Genomic DNA, 17,874 nt, shown 5'->3' on the forward strand with positions numbered 1-17,874 from the left:
CGAAATCGGAGGGCATCTCATGACCACGACATCCGTGCACGACGCGGCGGTCGATCAGCTGTGGGCAATGACGACGGCCCACCTGCACGCACGTGCCCTCCACGTCGTCGCAGACCTCGGTGTCGCGGACCTGATCGGGGACGATCCGGTCCCGGTCAGCGAACTCGCGGCCGCCTGCGGCGTGGCGCACCACTCACTGGGACGGGTATTGCGACTACTGGCCGACCTTGGGGTGTTTCGGCACGGGCCGGCGGGCGTGGAGCACACAGCGATGTCGCGCGTGCTGCGCACCGACCACGCGGAGTCCCTGCGCGCGTTCGCGCAGCTGATGGCACTCGATGTGGTCTGGCACGGAGTCGCATCACTCGAAACAGCAGTACGGCACGGGACCACCGGCATCGCCGAGATCGCGCCGAACGGCCTCTTCGACTACCTGGCCGAACACCCAGCACAAGCGCAGCTGTTCGACAACGCCATGCAGGCGAAGGCGCGCGCGGACGTGGACGCGGTCATCCGCGCCTACGACTTCAGTCCCTTCGGGACGGTCGCGGACATCGGCGGAGGGACCGGGCAGTTGCTTAAGGCAATCCTGACCAGGCACCGCACCGTTCGCGGCATCCTGTTCGACCTGCCGCACGTGATCGCCCAGGCCGGTGTCGACGACGCTCACCTCACCACGTGCGCGGGAGATTTCTTCACCGACCCGCTGCCAGCGGCCGACCTCTACGTGCTGATGGAGGTGCTGCACGACTGGCCCGACCGGGGCACCACCGCGATCTTGCGCGGCGTGCGGGCCGCGTGCCGAACCGGTGCCGTGGTCCTCGTGATCGAAAGCCTGCCCAGCGACGAGCATCCGGATCCGCGAGCTCGCACGCTCGACTTGCTGATGCTTGCCGTCAGCGGCGGCCAGGAACGCAGCCCGTCAGAACTCGATCGCCTGCTCACGGCCACTGGTTTCCGCCGGACCGCCGTGCTCGACATCGCCGGACCGCTGCGCATCGCCGAAGCCGTCGCCGTCTGATCCATGTCCCGACAACCAGATTCATGTCCCGACTACCGAAGGAGAGCACCCATGCACGCAGTCGTCTTCACCGTCGAATTCAAGCCGTCGGCGACACCACAACAGCTCGACAACGAACTCGACCACCTCGCCAGCCACGTCCGCACGATTCCTGGCTTCGTCCGCGGGACGTGGGCGACCGACGGTCGAACTGGCGTGAGCTTTCAGCTGTTCACCGACGAAACTGCGGCGCGAAGCGTCGCCGCGAACGCGTCTGTACCAGCCGACGCCGCGGTCTCCCTCCGCTCCGCCAACGTCTACGAGGTAGCCCGCGACGTCTGAAGTGCGAGATCAGTCTGCGAAGCAGCCGGAGTTCGGCTTCGACCACGCGCGCGGGCTCGAACGGGACGTGAGCGCTCGTCTGGGAACCCTGGATTCGATACATCTCGGCAGGTCGCCGGGATCAGATCCGCATCGCTTGGGGCAGCACGAAGTAGAACAGAGCTCCGATGCCGATGAGGTAGGCGAGGATGACCAGTGTCCAGCCCATGTTGTAGCGGATGACCTGGCCTTCGTCGCGGACGAATTTGGTGGTCGCGACGCCGACGCTGGCTGTCTGCGGCGCGATCGGTTTGCCGACCTCGGCGCCGAGGGAGTTGAGCGAGGGCAGCAGGAGCACCGGGGCGTGGATCAGTTGCGCCACCGAGTATTGGAAGTGCCCGAACACGGCGTTGGAGGAGGTGTTGCTGCCAGACAAGGCGACCGCGATCCAGCCCAGGACCGGGGAGAGCACCACGAACCAGGTGCCCAGGTGGGAGAACCCGTTCGCCATGGAGTTGGCGATCCCGCTGAAGTTGTAGACCGCCGCCAGCCCGAAGATCAGCGGCCCGACCAGCAGCGCACCCCACATCTGCTGGAACGTGGACCGGAACACCCGGCGCAGCTGGTCTCCGCGCGGCCGCAGATAGGCCAGGATCAGCAGCCAGCTGACCAGGATCGCAGTGCCGGCGATGAAGGGCGCGAACTTCCACGTGACAGCGGAGGCGGTGTGGCCGAGCGAGGACCGCGCCGACACGCTGGGCGCGAACGGGGTCCAGTTGCCCAGCTTCGACCACGGTCCCGTCCAGGCCACGACGACGATGACGAGGATCAGGAACGGCAGCAGCGCCCGCAGCGGCGCGGTCTGCCGTCGGGGAGTATCGGCGACGGGGGATCGGTCGGACGGGATCGGCACACCGCCGAAGCCGAGGGTTTCCTTGGGCTGCCACACTTTCAGCAGGAGCAGCAACGCGGCGAAACAGACCAGCGAACCGATGACGTCGGGCAGGTACGGGCCGAGGTATTGCGAGGTCGGGTACTGCCCGATGATGTAGCCGAACGAGCCGACCAGCGCCAGCGGCCATCCGGTCTTGATGCCGCGTTTGCCGCTCACCAGGTACAGCAAGATCCACGGCGGCGCCAGCGCGAGCACCGCGACGATCTTGCCGATGGACGCGGACAGCGCCGTGGCCGAAAGGCCGGTGACAGCCGCGAGGCCGAGGACCGGGGCGCCCAGGGCGCCGTAGGACACCGGCGCGTTGTTGGCCAGTGCGGCCACCCGCAACGCGGGCAGGTCGGCGATGCCGAACGCGATGAGGATCGGCGCGACAACGGCCCAGGGGTAACCGAATCCGACCAGGCCTTCCAGCAACGCCCCGAAGGCCCACGCGATCAGCAGCGTCTGCACGCGGATGTCAGCGGTCGCCTGCTCGATCAGCCAGTTCTTGAACACGTCGAACGCGCCGGTCACCACGAGCGTGTTGTAGATGACGACGCCCCAGAACACGATCCAGTCGACCGACCAGAAACCCTGGCCGGCGCCGATCCCGTAGGCCTTGGCCGTCGCGGCGAACGGCGCGTGCCACACCGTGACGCCGAGCGCGATCGTCACCAGTGCGCCGACGATCACGGCCTGCCATGCCGAGATGCGGAAAACCGCCAGGAGCAACAGCAAGACGATGACCGGAGCGAGCGCGAGGAGTGTGCTGCCGAATACGCTGTGGGCAGGGTCGAGGACCTGCGAGAACACCATCGTTGGCCTCCGCGCGCCGTCGGGTTCTGCCGGTTTACCTGCCCGTTGACACAGGTGTCAAGGACGTCCGGCAAACCGGCGGGCGTTCACTCCGGAGGCCGGTTGTCAGGTGCTGATCTTCTCGCCAGACAGCAGGACGGACCGCGGGTTCGCGCGGCACCCGTCGGGCCGAGCAGGGGAAAGGGGCCGGTCGACGGACCCTCGCGGCACGTCTGCTGCTGAAACCTTCGGTGGGTGTCGGTTAAAGTCGCGGCATGGTTGACGAGGCTCCGCGCATCGACATCGACCGGCCGAGCGCCGGCCGGATCTACGATTACGTGCTGGGGGGCACGCACAACTACGCCATCGACCGGGAGTTCGCGGAGCAGCAGCTGAAGGAAATGCCGCAGATGCGGGTCGGGATGGTGGCCAATCGGGAGTTTCTCGGCCGGGCTGTGCGGTTCGCGGTGGAGTCGGGCATCCGGCAGTTCGTCGACATCGGCAGCGGGCTGCCGACGCAGGGCAACGTGCACGAGGTGGCCGATGAGGTCGCGCCGGGGGAGTGCCGTGTCGTCTACGTCGACAACGAGCCGGTCGCGCACGCGCACTCGCAGATCCTGTTGGAGGACACCGCGGACCCGTTGCGCCACCGGGCGATCTTCGGCGATTATTTCGACGGTCCCGGTCTGTGGGAGCGGGTGCTGGACGAGGGCATCATCGATCCGGATGAGCCGGTCTGCCTGCTGATCGTCGCGTTGCTGCACTTCATGCCGGACGACCTGGAGCCGGAACGGCAGTTGGCGCACTATCGCGACCTGCTGGCGCCGGGCAGCCTGCTCGCGCTGACGCACGTCAGCATGAATCCCGAGGACGAGGACGCGCTGGGCTCGTTCGGCAAGGTGTCGGGGCAGTACACGCAACGGGCGACCCTGCCGCTGACCCAGCGGAGCCGGGAGCAGATCGCCGCTTTGTTCGGCGACTTCGAGCTTGTCGAGCCCGGGTTGGTGTGGCTTCCGGATTGGCGTCCGGACGCGCCGATCCAGGGAGACTCCGCGGAGGCGAACATCGTCGGCGGGGTCGCGCGCAAGCGAGGCAGCACGAGGAGATGAGCGTGCTCCGACGTGCGGTGCTGATCCATCGGTGGTCCGGCATCCGCGCTGGATCGGCTTGCTGACGTTCGGGATTGTGTTCATTCAGCTGGAACAGTCGGTTGCCGGGATTGACCGGCTGTTGGGAGCCCAGCTGGAGCGGGCAAGCGTCTATCTGGAGTGCGATCGGTGCAGGTGCTGTGCCGGAACCAACCGCTGGGACGGCGCCGAAACCCGCGTCTGCTGCTCCGGTCGGACATTCGCCCTGGGTCGAAAACCCGGGCAGCGACTACAGCACCACCGGGTCTCCGGTTATGTGGTGCACCGCAGTGGTGAACGACTGGATCGCCGTCGGTCCGGATTCCGCATTGCGCGGGACCTGCGCTCCCGCGTCGGCGGTCACGCTGGCTAGGGCCTGGCCCGGAACATGGCGATCCAGTTGGAGAATTCGCACGCCAGGTGGAGCCGGTGCTCGCGGAGCATGGCCGGCGCGGTGAGCTTCGGGAACTCGACGCGGAGCCGGGCGTGGAATCCGCCGTCCTGGTCGCGGAATTCGTGGCGGACGCCGCCGATCGCCTGGCCCGCTGCGGTGCGGGCGACGCCCGACGCGTCGAGCGGGAACTCCGCGTCTCGGGGCGTCACGAGCGACGAGGTGTCGGCGTAGTCGATGAAGAACCGGGTCGCGAGGGGGCTTCCGCCGGTCGTTTCCACCACTTCCTGCCTGCCGTCGGGTGCGGTGTCGATCAGGAAGTGGTCCGGGTTCGCGGCAATCATGCTGCGGGCGTAATCGCTGCGGCCGGTGTCGCTGAACCAGTCGACGAACTCGCCCGCCCGGCCGGCACCAGACACGTACAGGTCGCAGGTGCTCAGTGCGCGGCGTCCGCGCGAGAGTCCGGTGAGCGCCCGGGAAACGGTTTCGCTGAGGCGGAGGTCGCGATGCAGCCGACGGCGCACTTCGTCCGGGCCGAGGGCGAGCTTGGCGTCGGCGAAGCTTGTCCTCATCTGGGCGAGGTCGCCTCGCGGAGCGGGCAAGCCCAGCTTCGCCGCTGCTTTGCGCATCCGGCCGGCTTCCCACTTGAGCACGTCGTCGCGGGAGACCGGACGTCCGTCGAGGACTGTGCGGATGGACAGCGGGGCAGGTGGCATCGGAGCCTCCGGTGGTGGACGTGCCCGCGACGAGGGTGCCTGCGCGGAACTCGTGTGCGTTGACACTGAACAGTGTAGATCCCGCGTGCGCCGGTCCGGGCGGTATCGTTCAGCGAGGGCGGATCAGGTCTGCCCACCTGGACGGCGAGCAGGGGTGACTGTGGAGCACATGATCGGTCCGGCGCTGCGGGAGGCGCGGTTGGCGCGCAACCTGAGCCTGCGCAGCGTCGCGGCGGCGGCCAAGATTTCCGCGAGCCTGTTGTCCCAGGTCGAGAACGGCAAGTCGCAGCCGTCGGTGAGCACGCTGTACGCACTGGTCAGCCACCTCGGCGTCTCGCTCGATGATCTGCTGGGCCTCGGCGGCGGTCGCGCCGTCGCGACCCCGGCCGAGCGGCCGCCGGGCGAGGCGTCGTCCGGGGTGGTCCAGCGTGCCGCCGACAACCCGGTGCTGGAGATGGCCAGCGGGGTCCGGTGGGAGCGGCTGGCGGTCGGCTCGGGTACTGGAGCGGACGCGCTGCTGGTCACCTACGAACCGGGCGCGGCGAGTGCCGCGGACCGGAAGCTGATGCGGCACAGCGGGACCGAGCACGCCTACCTGCTGTCCGGGGAATTGGTCCTGCTGCTGGACTTCGAGCGGCATGCGATCGCCGCGGGCGATTCGCTGTGCTTCGACTCCACCCGGCCGCACCTGTACGTGAACCAGGGCGCCGAACCCGCGCGCGGCATCTGGTTCGTCACGGGACGGCACGAGCTCGACCACACGCAGGACTGGGTCGCCGCGCAACTCGGTCCCGCCGGTTTCGCCGCCTCGCCGTCGAACGCGGCAGAGGCGCTCGAGATGCTCGCAGCGGAGCGCGCCGCGGAAGGCGGAGCCGGCTGAAACAGGAGCGCGAGCTCCGCCGGAAGTGTGCCGGATCTGGGACACCGAGGCCCCGCCGCGGCGGCCTAGCATCCCCGGCGCGGTACGGATCGAAATGCCGTGCCGCTGCCCGGAAATGCTTCTCCTCGGAGGTGTCCTGTGCTGACCAGGCGACGTTTTCTGACTGCTGCCGCCGCGGCCGGGCTCGTGCCCGTCGCCGGTCGGCAAACGGCCGCCGCTGACGACGCGGAACCCGGGCTGACCGCCTACCTCGGCGGCGAGGCGATCGGCCGCGACGCGGTGCTCGAATGGGAGGCGCGACGCCTGCGCGTCGCCGCGGAGCGGTTGCGCGGCAACCTGCCCGCCGCGCTGGCGGCCGAACTCGACGCGCTAGTGCTGCGGCCTGCCCAGAGCACCGCGGAGGTGGCCCGTGACCGCGAGCGTCTCGCCGCGGTGAAGATGCGGATGGGCGAGGCGGAGATCCGCAAGCTGATGGCTCCTGACCTCGCGGTCAGCGGCCCGGCGAGCGAGGGCGCGGCTGCCCCCGGCGAGTGGGCGGTCAGCAGCGCCGGGCTCGCCAGCACGCGCGGCACGGCCGGCGGATTCGCGCGGTGGTTCACCGGCGAGCGGGACCGGAACGACGAGCGAGCCATGCTGGCCGCCTGCCCGGACCACTACGTCATCCGGACTCCCCGCGCCGGCGTCCAGGAAGTGATCGAGGTGACCGGCGGCGCGGTGCTCGCCGCGCGGTTCGTCATCGACTACGCCGACACCGCGGGCGTTCCGATCGCGCGGGACCAGGGGTTCCCGATCGACCTCTCCGGCTGGGCCCGCGGCGGCGACGGCGTCCCGATCGGCGCGGTGCGCCACCAGTTCCGCGACGATCCGCGAGGCGGATTCGCCGCGCGGCTCGCGATCGCGTTTCCGGCGGTGCTGCCGCCGTGGATGATCAGCGAGCACCGCTGGCACCTCGCCTGCGAGTTCTCGAACTGGGTCCTCGCTTATCTGGCGGGCCGCCCGGCGACCGCGCACTGAGCTGCCGCGATCTCGGTGCCCAGCCTGATTTTGTGCGCTATGCGTTGACATATGCTGCGCGTTGTTTCATGATACTGAACACCGGCTGAACGCTGCGCTTCCGATGGGCAGTCGAGGGGCGACCGTTCCCTCACTTGTCGGCCAGCCGGAGAAACCAGGCAGTCAATCCTCAGGAGGAGTCCGTGTTGATCGGATTCGCCGGGCTCGGGCGGATGGGCCGGCCGATGGCCGCCCGGCTGGCCCGAGCCGGGCACACCGTCCTCGCTTACGACCCGGGCCTCGGCGCGGCGCCCGACGGCGTGACCGCGGTCGAGTCGGCGGGCCGGCTCGCGGACGCGCCGGTGAGCATCAGCATGCTGCCGGACGGGGCGACAACCCGGGACCTGGTGGAGCGCGGGCTGGCCGGAGCGCGGCGTGGGCATCTGCACGTCGTGATGGGCACCGTCGGGCCCGCGCTGGTGCGCGAACTGGCTGCGCGAGGCGGCCCGGTCGAACTGGCGGACGCCCCGGTGTCCGGCAGCGTGTCGATGGCGGAGGCCGGCACGGTCACCGCGATGGTCGGCGCCACGCCGGATCAGTTCGCCCGGCTCCGTCCGGTCCTGTCCGCCATGACCGCTGCGCAGGTGCACACCGGTCCGGTCGGTTCGGGTTCGGCGGCGAAGCTCGCGGTGAACACGGTGCTGGCCGCGGTCAACCAAGGGGTCGCCGAAGGCCTGCTCGTCGCGGAGGCGGGCGGACTCGACCTGAAGATCTTCTACGACGTGCTCCGGACGAGCGCCGCGGGCGCGCCTTACGTCGGCTACAAGGAGGAAGCGTTCCTCTCCCCGGCCTCGGCCGGAGTCGCCGCACCGGTGTCGCTGATCCGCAAAGACCTCGGCCTCGCCCTCGACGTCGCCGCCGGTCGCCGGCTCGGACTGCCGGGCACCGAAGCGGCTCAGTCCGTCCTCGACGACGCGATCGCGGCCGGGCTCGGCGACGAGGACATGGCTCAGGTCCTTGCGGCACTGCGGCTGCGCAACACCCGCTCGAACGACAAGGAGACGATCTCATGACCGCCGGCACTGCCGCGGACGTCGAAGCGACCATCCGGGATCTGGAAGAAAGCCGTTACGCCGCCGTCATTTCCGGCGACATCGAGGCCTTCTCCGCGCACGCGCACCCCGACCTGGCCTACACCCATTCGAACGGCGTCACCGACACCCTGGACTCGTACCGCGAGAAGCTGCGGGCAGGCTACTACGTCTATCACCGCATCGATCACCCGGTCGACCGGATCCTCGTCTGCGGGGACACCGCCGTCGTGGTGGGAGAGATGCATGCGGACATCACCGCCGGCGGGACCCGCAAAACCCTGGCCAACAAGGCTTTGGCGGTGTGGGTGCGCGAGAACGGCCGATGGCTGCTGCTGGCCTACCAACCCACCGTGCTGCCCGAGGCGCGCTGATGGCCGCCTTTGTCTACGACGCCCTGCCCGGCCGGGTGGTCTTCGGCGCCGGAGCCGCGCGGACCCAGCTGGCCGCGGAAGCGGAAGCCTTGGGAGCCAAGCGGATTCTGGTGGTCGCCGCCGATTCGGAAACCGAGCTGGCCGACGAACTCTGCGGCCCGCTCGCCGGCCGGGTGACGGAGACGTTCTCCGCAGTCCGCCCGCACGTCCCGGTCGAGGCGGCGGACAAGGCACGCGCCGCGGCCGCCGGCGCCGATCTGATCCTGTCGGTGGGCGGCGGCTCGACGACCGGCACCGCCAAAGCGGTCGCGCTGACCACCGGACTGCCGATCCTGGCCGTGCCCACCACATACGCGGGCTCGGAGGTCACCCCGGTCTGGGGCCTGACCGACGCGGGCCGCAAGACGACCGGAACCGACCCGCGCGTGCTGCCCCGCACGGTCGTCTACGACCCGGACTTGACCGCCACCTTGCCGGAGGAACTGGCGGTCGCCAGCGGTCTGAACGCGATGGCGCACTGCGTCGAAGCGTTCTGGGCGCCGCGCCGCAATCCTGTGTCCAGCGCCGTCGCCGAGGACGGGATCCGGCACCTGGCGGCGGGCTTGCCCGGCTCGGGCGCGGACCCCGCCTCGCGCGAAGAGCTGATGCTCGGCGCCTACCTGGCCGGGTCGGCGTTTGCCGTCGCGGGATCGGGGCTGCACCACAAGATCTGCCATGTGCTCGGCGGCGCTTTCGACCTGCCGCACGCGCAGACGCACGCCGTCGTGCTCCCGCACGTGCTGGCGTTCAATGCCGCTCCCGCCGCCGACGCCGCGGCGCGGACCGCCGCCGCGCTTGGCGCGCCGGACCCGGCGATCGGGTTGTTCGAACTGGCCGCGCGACTCGGCGTTCCCGCTGGGTTGCGCGAGCTGGGACTCCTTGAGTCCGATGTGGACACTGTGCTGGACGAGATCCTCGAGCTGGCACCGGCCGACAATCCCCGTCCGGTCACCGCCGCCGGGGTTCGGACGCTGCTGCACGCGGCGTGGGCGGGCATCGAGCCAGGAAAGGAAAGCCGGTGAGCACACGGGAAAGCCTTGCCGCCGAACGGGAACAGGCCGTCACCGACGATGTCCTGGCCAGCTTCGACAACGCCGAGCCACGGCTGCGCGAGGTCATGCAGAGCCTGGTCCGGCACCTGCACGCGTTCGCCCGCGAAACCCGCCTCAGCGAACGGGAATGGGAAGCGGGCATCGCATTCCTCACCCGCGCCGGGCGCCTCACCGACGACCGGCGCCAGGAGTTCATTCTGCTGTCCGATGTGCTCGGGCTGTCGATGCTGACCGTCGCGATCAACCAACCGGCGGAACCGGGCGCGACCGAGGCGACCGTGTTCGGGCCGTTTTTCCACGACGAGGCACCGGAAATCGCGCTCGGCGGAGACATCGCCCGCGGCGCGGCCGGGATGCCATGCTACGTGTCCGGACAGGTCCGCGGCACTGGCGGCGAGCCGATCGCCGGGGCCCGGATCGACGTGTGGGAGGCCGACGAGGACGGCTTCTACGACGTCCAGTACGACGACCACCGCTCCGCCGGTCGGGCGTGGCTGCGCACCGGGCCGGAAGGGGAGTACCGGTTCTGGTCGGTGCTGCCCGCGCCGTATCCGATCCCGCACGACGGCCCGGTCGGAGACCTGCTCAAGGCCGCCGGACGCGGCCCGATGCGCCCGGCGCACCTGCACTTCATGGTCACCGCGCCCGGATACCGGCGGCTGATCACCCACATTTTCCTCGCCGGCGACCCGCATCTGCGCGACGACGCGGTCTTCGGCGTGAAAGACAGCCTGATCGTCGACGCGACCACTCACGCGGGCGGGCTCGCACCCGACGGGACCGAGCCCGCGGCCCCCTGGGCGAGCATCGCTTTCGACCTCGTCCTGGCCCCCGCACCGGCCCGCCCCTGACCCGCTGCGCCCATTCCCGACCGTCCGCGCCCGGACGGCGATCGACCCTGCCCGCACGCCCTGGCAGCTCACCGTGGAGATGCGACATGAGAGATTCCCGCTGGATCGTCCTGGGCGGGTGCTTCCTCGCCTACCTGTTCGACGCGCTCGAAATCGTCCTGCTGTCGCTGGCGTTGCCGGCGATCCGGCACGAGATGGGGTTGTCGGTCACGCAAGCGGGCCTGCTCGCGACCGCGACCTTGCTGGGCATCGGAGTCAGCAGCGTCACCGGCGGCTACGTGGCGGACAACTTCGGCCGGAAGAAAGCGCTGATCGCTTCGCTGCTGGTGTTCGGCGGGTTCACCGCGGCGCTGTCCGCCGTGCCGAACTTCGCGGTGTTCCTCGTCCTCCGGTTCCTCGCGGGCATCGGGCTCGGCGCGGTGTGGAGCGTCGTGTCGGCGTACGTGGTCGAGACCTGGCCGTCGCGGCTGCGCGGCCGTGCCGCCGCGTTCGTGATCAGCGCGTTCCCCGCCGGGGGAGCGATCGCCGCGGTGCTGTCCGCCCCGTTCCTGCCGAACTGGCGGATGATGTTCCTCGCCGCCGGTCTCGCGGTCGTCGTGCCCGTCGCGGTGGTCCTCGCTTTCTTCCCCGAATCGGCCAGCTGGGCCGAGCAGAACGCACAGCACGAGGGCGATCCGGTCACCGCGCGGACCGTGCTCACCGGCTCGCTGCGCCGCACCACGCTGCTCGGCACGCTCATGGCTGCGCTGGCCTTGACCGGGTACTGGGGCACGACCACCTGGCTCCCGACCTACCTGACCACCGAGCGCGGCCTGCCCGCCCCGTCGGTCGCGGTCTTCGTGACCATCCTCAACCTCGGCATGTTCCTGGGCTACAACGGGTTCGGCCTGCTCGCCGACCGGGTCGGCAGGCACCGCACGATCGTGGCGACACTGGCCGGCGTCGCCGTCACCCTGCCCGTCTACGCGGTCGTCACCCATCAGGCGGCGCTGATGTGGCTCGGTCCGCTGTTCGGCGCGTTCACCGCGTTCTTCGGTCTGTTCGGCTCCTATCTCGGGGAGCTGTTCCCCACCCGGGCGCGAGCCACCGGTGCGGGCTTCTGCTTCAACGTCGGCCGCGGCATCTCCGCTTTCGCCCCGTTCGCGCTGGCGGGGCTCGCCGGCACCATCGGCTTCAGCGGCGGGCTCCTGGTCTGTGCGGGCGTTTTCGCCCTTGCGGCCGTGACGGCGCTGTTCCTGCCGCGCACCACGGCCGGCGAGGCCCTTCCGGCCGAGGCCGACCGCGTCCGAGGGGCTGCCGCATGACTGGGACGATGCAGGCAGCCGTTTACCACGGCCCGCAGGACGTGCGGATCGAACAAGTGCTGGTGCCGGCTCCGCGGGATGGCGAAGTGCTCCTGGCAGTGCGGCGCAACGGCCTGTGCGGGACGGACGCCACTGAGTGGGCGAAGGGGCCGGTGCTGGTGCCGCTGCACCGGCCGCATCCGGCGAGCGGGCACGTCGGGCCGATGATCCTGGGACACGAGTTCGTCGGCGAGGTGGTGGACGGGAGCCCCGGCCTTCCCGCGGGCACGCTCGTCGCCTCCGGCGCGGGAGTTTGGTGCGGACAGTGCGACAGGTGTGCCGAGGGCCGCACCAACGTCTGCCGCAACTACTACACGCTCGGGCTGAACGCACCGGGCGGCCTGGCGGAGTACGTTGCGGCACCCGCCGCGACGCTGCGGCCGATTCCTCCCGGCGTCTCCCTGGACGCCGCCGGGATGGCGCAGCCGCTCGCGGTCGGTCTGCATGCGGTGCGCCGGGCGGGCGTACGCGACGGCGACTCGGTCGTGATCATCGGTGCCGGCGCGATCGGCACGTTCGTCCTCGCCGGGCTTATCCACTTGTACCGAGCCGACCTGACCGTGATCGACCTGCCCGGGCAGAAGCTGGAGCGGGCCGCGCAGCTCGGCGCGGCGCACACCGTCTCCGCCCGCGGCGACGTCGTCGCTGCTGTCCTTGAGCGCACCAGCGGGCGGGGAGCAGACGTGGTGATCGAAGCCAGCGGCGCTTCCGGGCAGTTCGAGAACGCGCTGCGGATGGTGTCGGCCGGCGGCCGAGTCCTGGCAGTCGGCCTGCCGAAGGACAAGCCCGCCATCGACCTGGCTGCCGTCGCCCTTCGCGAGATCACCGTCGAGTCCACCGTGGCGCACGTGTGCGACGCCGACCTCGGCCCGGCTCTTGACATCCTCGCCGAAGGACACCTCGAAACGGCGCTGCTCGAGTCGGTGATCCCGTTGCCGGACGTGGTCGCGCGAGGACTGGAACCGCTGGCGTCCGGCAGCGCCGAGGGCAAGATTCTCGTCGCGCCCACCGGCCGGTAGGACCTGCCATGTCCGCCGGAACACAGGAATTCATCGCCGCGGCCCGCGCAGCGTTCGTCGCCGACGGAGTCGAGACGCCAGGCATCCGCGCCGAGACGCTGGCTTCGTGGCGCCGTTGCAAAGCGGCCGGCGTGCCGGCGACCGGTCGTGTGTCGCGCCGGACCGGCCAGGACTTCGATCGCGACAGTGCGCTGCTGCGCGCGGTGCGTCCGGTCACCGAGGACCTGATGAGCCAGTTCCACGCCTCCGACTTCGGCATGGTCCTGATCGACCGCGACGCCCGCGTAGTGGGCCGGTGGACGGCCAACGGCGCGATGGAGAGCCGGCTCGACGGGATGAGCGCCGTCCCCGGAGCGGTCTTCGACGAGTCGTTCGTGGGATCCACCGCACTGGGCACGCCCTTGGAGGAGGGCCGTCCAGCCATTGTGGACGGTGCGGAGCACTACAACGAGACCTTCGATTCCGTTGTCGCCACCGGTGTTCCGGTGACCAACCCGGCGACCGGCGTGGTCGAAGGGGTGCTGGATCTCGTCGCGCCGACCGGTGCGCCGTCAAGCCTGATGCTCCCGCTCGCCGCGCACGCGGCCCGGGACGCGGGCGATCGGCTGGCGAGCGGGCACGCGAGACACGACCGGGAGCTGCTCGACGCGTACCTGCGCCTGGACCGGCGTGGCCACCGGCGCCCGCTGGCAGCGGTGAACAGCCGGCTTCTCGTGGTGAACCGGCACGTCGGCGACGCCTTGGCCGGACATCCGCAGCTGCTGCTGTGGGAACAGGTCGAGCGCGCGATCTCCCGGGGCGAGCGGACGCTCCGCCTCGATCGCGGCGCGCAAACGCCGCTCAGCGCCCGCATCCGGGTGATCGGCGAACCCGGACAGTGCCTGGGCGCGGTTCTCCAGCTGGTGCCCGGTTTCCCCGCATCTGAGCCGAAAGGCGCACCGTGCGGTCCTCGCGTGCTGGAGACCGCGGCGGCGGCAGCCCTGCGCGGCAGCAGCCTGCGGTGGACGAGCGCGGTCCAGCGGGTCCGCGAGGCACTGGCGGGCAGCCGCCCGGTGGTGCTCACCGGGCCGAGCGGGAGCGGGAAGAGCTTCCTGGCCGTATCGGCTGCCCAGCAGCAGGTGGGCAACGAAGGACGAGTCGAAGTGGCCGAGGCATCGGCTGGCGAGACCATGCCCGAGCACTGCGAGGCGGACGCGCTGGTGCTCGACGGCGTCGACTTGCGCGAGGGGCCGGGCGAACTGCTGCGCAGGGTGGTGGACGCGCGCCGGGCTTCCGGCCGCCTGACGGTCCTCGTCTCGTGGTGCAGTCCGGCTCGCGCGGAAGAAGCCGCGGCTGCGATCGGAGGCGACATGGTGGAGCTGCCGAGCCTGGCGCACCGCTCCGCCGACATCGCCGACCTCGTCCGCGCGTGGGCGGACCGCCAGCGTTCCGGCGTGAGCGTCGACGCGACGGCGGTCCACGAATTGGCCCGGCGCAGCTGGCCGGGCAACGTGCGGCAGCTATTCACCACACTGGATCGGGCCCTGGCAGCGCGGCCCCACGGCCGGATCGACCGGGCGGCACTGGGTTTCGCCGGCACCCCCGCCCCGCATCGCGACCTGACGTTCCTCGAGAACGTCGAACGCGAGGCGATCGCCGCCCTGATCGACTCGGCAGGCGGCAGCCGGATGAGAGTCGCCCAGGAACTCGGCGTGTCCCGGTCGACGCTCTACCGCAAGCTCGCCGCACTCGGCCTCGACATCTGAACCGACCACCGGAGACAGGAAAGCGGATGCTGAACTACTTCAAGGACTACCCGGCCGATCTGTCGCTGTCCATGGCCTTGGACATGGGTGCCAACATGGACGAGGTCGACCGGGCCTGCCGCGATCTGCGCGACCACGGCCCGCGGCCTGGCATGGACGAAGCGGACGCGTTCTTCGAGGCCTGGGTCGGCGCCGGTGACCGGCTCGTCGCCGCGGCTCAAGCAGACGAGGCCGTCGGGCATCGCTACTCGGCAGCGGAGAAATATCGCCGCGCCGCCATCATGTACATCACCGGCGAACGGATGCCCGAACACGACAACCCGGCGCGCGTCGAGGCGTACGACCGGCTCCTCCACGCGTTCGGGAAGCACCTCGAGCTCGGCGAGGTGAACTGCGAGAAGGTGTTCGTGCCGTATCAGGGCTCGGTGCTGCCAGCGTTGTGGGTGCCGGCGGCTAGCGGCGCGGCTCCGGCCGTGGTGCACTTCAACGGTCTCGACGGAACCAAGGAGTTCCTGTTCCTCACCGGGTTCGGCGCGGCCCTGAACCGCCGGGGGATTTCGGTGCTGTTCGTGGACAATCCCGGCGTGGGGGAGGCGCTGCGCAAGCACGGCTTGCACAACTTCGCGGAGGCTGAGATCCCCGCGGGTGCCTGCGTTGACTACCTGGAAGGCCGTCCCGACGTGGACCACGACCGGATCGGGATGGTCGCCCTCAGCCTGGGCGGCCACCATGCTGCGCGAGCGACTGCCTTCGAGCCGCGCTTCAAGCTCGGGGTGTGCTGGGGCGCCAATTACGACTTCGCCGCCCGCCTGCGCGGCAGGGTCGCCGGTGCCGGTGCGCAGCCGTCGGTGCCGCACCTGTTCAAGCACCTGATGTGGGTGTTCGGCACCAACACTATGGAGGAATGCGTCCAGGCGACCCGGGACTTCCACCTGCGCGGCATCCTGGACCGGATCACCGTGCCGATCCTGATCACCCACGGCGAGGAGGACCAGCAGATCCCGGTCTCCGACGCGTGGGCGACCTACCACGACTGCGTCAACAGCCCGCGCCGGGAGCTCCGGCGCTTCACCGCGGAGGAGGGCGGCGAACAGCATTGCCAGATCGGGAACATGTCGCTGGGGACCGACTACATGGCCGACTGGATCGCGGACGTGCTGGGGACCGGATCCGCAGTCGGCACACCGGTTCAGGACGCCGCTCGCGTCAGGTGAGAACGGTCGGCGCCACGCCGGACTTCAACCATGACAGTGCCGCTCATGGTGTCATCAGAGCCGGCAGTCCCGTCCGGGGACAGTCTGCCTCACGTGATGCGGGGCTGCTGGTCAGCGCCTTCCGCACCGGCCTGCACGCGTCAGCCCCGATGACGGTGACGCGCTCGCGGTCGGCTTCCAGCTCGCGCACGGCGATGACCTTGTCGTCGGGAATCAGCCCGGCGTGGGCGTCGGTTGTGCGCGGCCGCCTGCAGTGCATTGCCGCACGCGGCCGACCCAGTCACGGGATGGTTTCCGGCGTCTACGGTGATGTGCGGCCAGATGGACGGGTCGGATGCGTCGCGACCGCGGTGAGGCACACGGAGCGTTTCTAGATGCGAGGCTGCCGCATCTGGAGGCGCTGTACCGGATCGCGCGGCACGCGGCGGCCGACGAATTGAGCGCGATCACCGGCTCCGCTGCGGCGTCTCCATACCGGCGACCGCGTGTTGTCGCCTCGCTGACAGTTCCGTGGCCGAACGCGGCACCACCAGGCTGGAATGGTCGGCAGCAACGGCGAACGGAGCATCGTGACCACGTCCCATCGGGAGTCTCCCAGGAAGACCAAGGCCGACCGGCTGCCGGTATGGCGGATCGGCGTCGTCGGCGGGTTGGTGGGCATTCTCTGCTGTGTCGGCCCGACTGTGCTGGCGCTGCTCGGCTTGGTCACCGCCGGAACCGCGTTCGCGTGGGCGACGAACCTCTATGACGGTTACGCCTGGGGGTTCCGGCTCGGCGGGTTGGCCGTTCTGGCTGTCCTGGTTTGGCTGTCCCTTCGGCGGCGCGACCAGTGCAGCGTGGCTGGGATGCGGCGTTGGCGGTGGCGGCTGCTCGGCGTCCTCGGCATCGCCGTCGGCACGTACGTCGCGTTGTACGCGCTGACAACCTGGTTAGGCACCTTCGCCTGAGCAGCGGCGGCCGAACCGGCGCGGCAGCGAGTTCGCGACCACGATGGCCGCTCCGGTGGAATGTCTGTGGTAGCGCTTGCCCTCGGCAGGCGCGTCGATCGGTGCGGGGTGTTGAGTGCGGGTACAACGTTCGACGGGTCGGGAGGGCGCGGGGTATGTCTGAAGTGGTGGTGTATTGGCGGCCGGGTTGTGTGTTCTGCGCGCGGCTGCGGCGGCAGCTCGATCGCGCTGGGGTCCCGTATCGGCCGGTCAACATCTGGGAAGACCCGGCCGCGGCGGAGACGGTGCGGTCCATTGCGCGGGGTGACGAAACCGTGCCGACGGTGGTCGTCGGCGGTCAGGGCTTGGTGAATCCGAGCGTGCGCCAGGTGCAGGCGGCGATGCGGGAGGCGATGCCGGACGTGCCGTTCGCGTCCGATGCCGCGCGCCGCCCGTCGCCGGGTTTGCTGGGGTGGCTGCGGGAGAAGGTGCGCAAGCTCGGGCGCTAGGCACCGGCGGGCAGCGCCATCAGTCTCTGAGCGACCTCGGCAAGGTCAGAACCGACCACGTCGGCTGGCGCGAAGATCCCGGCGTATTGGCCTTCGTGGCGGCTGGCCCATCCCGTGGTCAGGCCTGCCCGGCGTGCGCCGTGGCAGTCGAACGCGTGCACTGCCACCAGCGCGGCCTGCTCGGGCTCGCATCCGGTCTTCTGGAGTGCGTAGTGGTAGACCTGGGCGGGCGGCTTCCAGCTGCGCACGTCGGCGACGGACAGAATTTGCTCGACATACGTCGTCAACCCGGTGCGCTGCAAGAAATCCTGGGTGTTCCGCGCTGCGCCGTTGCTCAGGCATGCCACGCGGACGTCGTGTTCGGCGAGCAGCCGCAGCGCCGGTTCGACGTCGGGATGCGCTGGCAGTTCGGCGAATCCGGCCAGGACGTGCTCGACGGCGTCCTTGCTGACCGCGCCGCGGGTCAGGGTGCGCAGCGCGGCCGCGGCGACCTTCGGGAACGGTTCGTAGTCCCCGGCCAAGGTCAGCGCCATGCCGTCGCGGGCGATTCGGCA

18 protein-coding genes are annotated in these 17,874 nt (G+C 70.2%); 15 read left to right on the plus strand and 3 right to left on the minus strand.

Annotation, left to right across the window (positions count from 1 at the left end; genetic code table 11):
- The first annotated feature begins 19 nt into the window (after positions 1–19).
- Positions 20–1,021, plus strand: a complete 1,002-nt coding sequence (locus H5411_RS00680) for a methyltransferase (RefSeq protein WP_183122626.1) — start codon at positions 20–22, stop codon at positions 1,019–1,021.
- Positions 1,022–1,072: 51 nt separating this feature from the next.
- Positions 1,073–1,342: a hypothetical protein gene (locus H5411_RS00685; protein WP_101440359.1), complete on the plus strand. Its 270-nt coding sequence runs from the start codon at positions 1,073–1,075 to the stop codon at positions 1,340–1,342.
- Positions 1,343–1,463: 121 nt separating this feature from the next.
- On the opposite strand, the gene H5411_RS00690 is transcribed toward H5411_RS00685, so the two are convergent.
- A complete protein-coding gene (locus H5411_RS00690) occupies positions 1,464–3,071 on the minus strand; it encodes an L-lactate permease (RefSeq protein ID WP_220816312.1) in 1,608 nt (535 codons plus the stop codon).
- 254 nt (positions 3,072–3,325) lie between these two features.
- Between H5411_RS00690 and H5411_RS00695 the strand changes: the two genes are divergently transcribed.
- On the plus strand, positions 3,326–4,159 hold the full coding sequence (locus tag H5411_RS00695) for an SAM-dependent methyltransferase (protein ID WP_183122627.1): 834 nt from the start codon (positions 3,326–3,328) through the stop codon (positions 4,157–4,159).
- A 387-nt stretch (positions 4,160–4,546) separates the two neighbouring features.
- Here the strand turns inward: H5411_RS00695 and H5411_RS00700 are convergent, their stop codons facing one another.
- Entirely contained in the window at positions 4,547–5,284 is a 738-nt protein-coding gene (locus H5411_RS00700; RefSeq protein WP_183122628.1) for a hypothetical protein, read from the minus strand.
- Positions 5,285–5,453: 169 nt separating this feature from the next.
- Between H5411_RS00700 and H5411_RS00705 the strand changes: the two genes are divergently transcribed.
- The 12 genes from H5411_RS00705 to H5411_RS00760 all read left to right on the plus strand — a co-directional run bounded on the left by H5411_RS00705 (position 5,454) and on the right by H5411_RS00760 (position 17,320).
- Entirely contained in the window at positions 5,454–6,164 is a 711-nt protein-coding gene (locus H5411_RS00705; protein ID WP_183122629.1) for a helix-turn-helix domain-containing protein, read from the plus strand.
- A gap of 138 nt (positions 6,165–6,302) precedes the next feature.
- Positions 6,303–7,178: a hypothetical protein gene (locus H5411_RS00710; RefSeq protein WP_183122630.1), complete on the plus strand. Its 876-nt coding sequence runs from the start codon at positions 6,303–6,305 to the stop codon at positions 7,176–7,178.
- A 182-nt stretch (positions 7,179–7,360) separates the two neighbouring features.
- Positions 7,361–8,230, plus strand: coding sequence for an NAD(P)-dependent oxidoreductase (locus tag H5411_RS00715; RefSeq protein ID WP_183122631.1), 870 nt, complete (start codon positions 7,361–7,363; stop codon positions 8,228–8,230).
- Positions 8,227–8,622: a nuclear transport factor 2 family protein gene (locus tag H5411_RS00720; protein WP_183122632.1), complete on the plus strand. Its 396-nt coding sequence runs from the start codon at positions 8,227–8,229 to the stop codon at positions 8,620–8,622. The genes H5411_RS00715 and H5411_RS00720 overlap by 4 nt, the downstream gene beginning before the upstream one ends.
- Positions 8,622–9,683 carry a maleylacetate reductase gene (locus H5411_RS00725; protein ID WP_183122633.1) on the plus strand — a complete coding sequence of 354 codons (1,062 nt, stop codon included), beginning with the start codon at positions 8,622–8,624 and terminating at the stop codon, positions 9,681–9,683. The genes H5411_RS00720 and H5411_RS00725 overlap by 1 nt, the downstream gene beginning before the upstream one ends.
- Complete coding sequence (locus H5411_RS00730) at positions 9,680–10,564, plus strand: intradiol ring-cleavage dioxygenase (protein ID WP_183122634.1); 885 nt, start codon at positions 9,680–9,682, stop codon at positions 10,562–10,564. The genes H5411_RS00725 and H5411_RS00730 overlap by 4 nt, the downstream gene beginning before the upstream one ends.
- Before the next feature lie 86 nt (positions 10,565–10,650).
- Positions 10,651–11,868 carry an MFS transporter gene (locus tag H5411_RS00735; protein ID WP_183122635.1) on the plus strand — a complete coding sequence of 406 codons (1,218 nt, stop codon included), beginning with the start codon at positions 10,651–10,653 and terminating at the stop codon, positions 11,866–11,868.
- Positions 11,865–12,926 (plus strand): zinc-dependent alcohol dehydrogenase, encoded by a 1,062-nt coding sequence (locus H5411_RS00740; protein ID WP_246368614.1) that lies wholly within the window; start codon positions 11,865–11,867, stop codon positions 12,924–12,926. The genes H5411_RS00735 and H5411_RS00740 overlap by 4 nt, the downstream gene beginning before the upstream one ends.
- 8 nt (positions 12,927–12,934) lie before the next feature.
- Positions 12,935–14,671: a sigma-54-dependent Fis family transcriptional regulator gene (locus tag H5411_RS00745; RefSeq protein ID WP_183122636.1), complete on the plus strand. Its 1,737-nt coding sequence runs from the start codon at positions 12,935–12,937 to the stop codon at positions 14,669–14,671.
- A gap of 26 nt (positions 14,672–14,697) precedes the next feature.
- The gene (locus H5411_RS00750; RefSeq protein ID WP_183122637.1) at positions 14,698–15,885 is read left to right on the plus strand and encodes an alpha/beta hydrolase family protein; all 1,188 of its coding nucleotides are present in this window, start codon (positions 14,698–14,700) and stop codon (positions 15,883–15,885) included.
- A 569-nt stretch (positions 15,886–16,454) separates the two neighbouring features.
- Positions 16,455–16,832 (plus strand): hypothetical protein, encoded by a 378-nt coding sequence (locus tag H5411_RS00755; RefSeq protein ID WP_183122638.1) that lies wholly within the window; start codon positions 16,455–16,457, stop codon positions 16,830–16,832.
- A 155-nt stretch (positions 16,833–16,987) separates the two neighbouring features.
- On the plus strand, positions 16,988–17,320 hold the full coding sequence (locus tag H5411_RS00760; RefSeq protein ID WP_183122639.1) for a glutaredoxin domain-containing protein: 333 nt from the start codon (positions 16,988–16,990) through the stop codon (positions 17,318–17,320).
- Here H5411_RS00760 and H5411_RS00765 read toward each other — a convergent pair.
- The gene (locus H5411_RS00765) at positions 17,317–17,853 is read right to left on the minus strand and encodes an HAD-IA family hydrolase (protein WP_183122640.1); all 537 of its coding nucleotides are present in this window, start codon (positions 17,851–17,853) and stop codon (positions 17,317–17,319) included. The genes H5411_RS00760 and H5411_RS00765 overlap by 4 nt on opposite strands.
- Between the last annotated feature and the right edge of the window lie 21 nt (positions 17,854–17,874).

Source organism: Amycolatopsis echigonensis (assembly GCF_014174495.1).
In the GTDB taxonomy this organism is placed as follows: domain Bacteria; phylum Actinomycetota; class Actinomycetes; order Mycobacteriales; family Pseudonocardiaceae; genus Amycolatopsis; species Amycolatopsis echigonensis.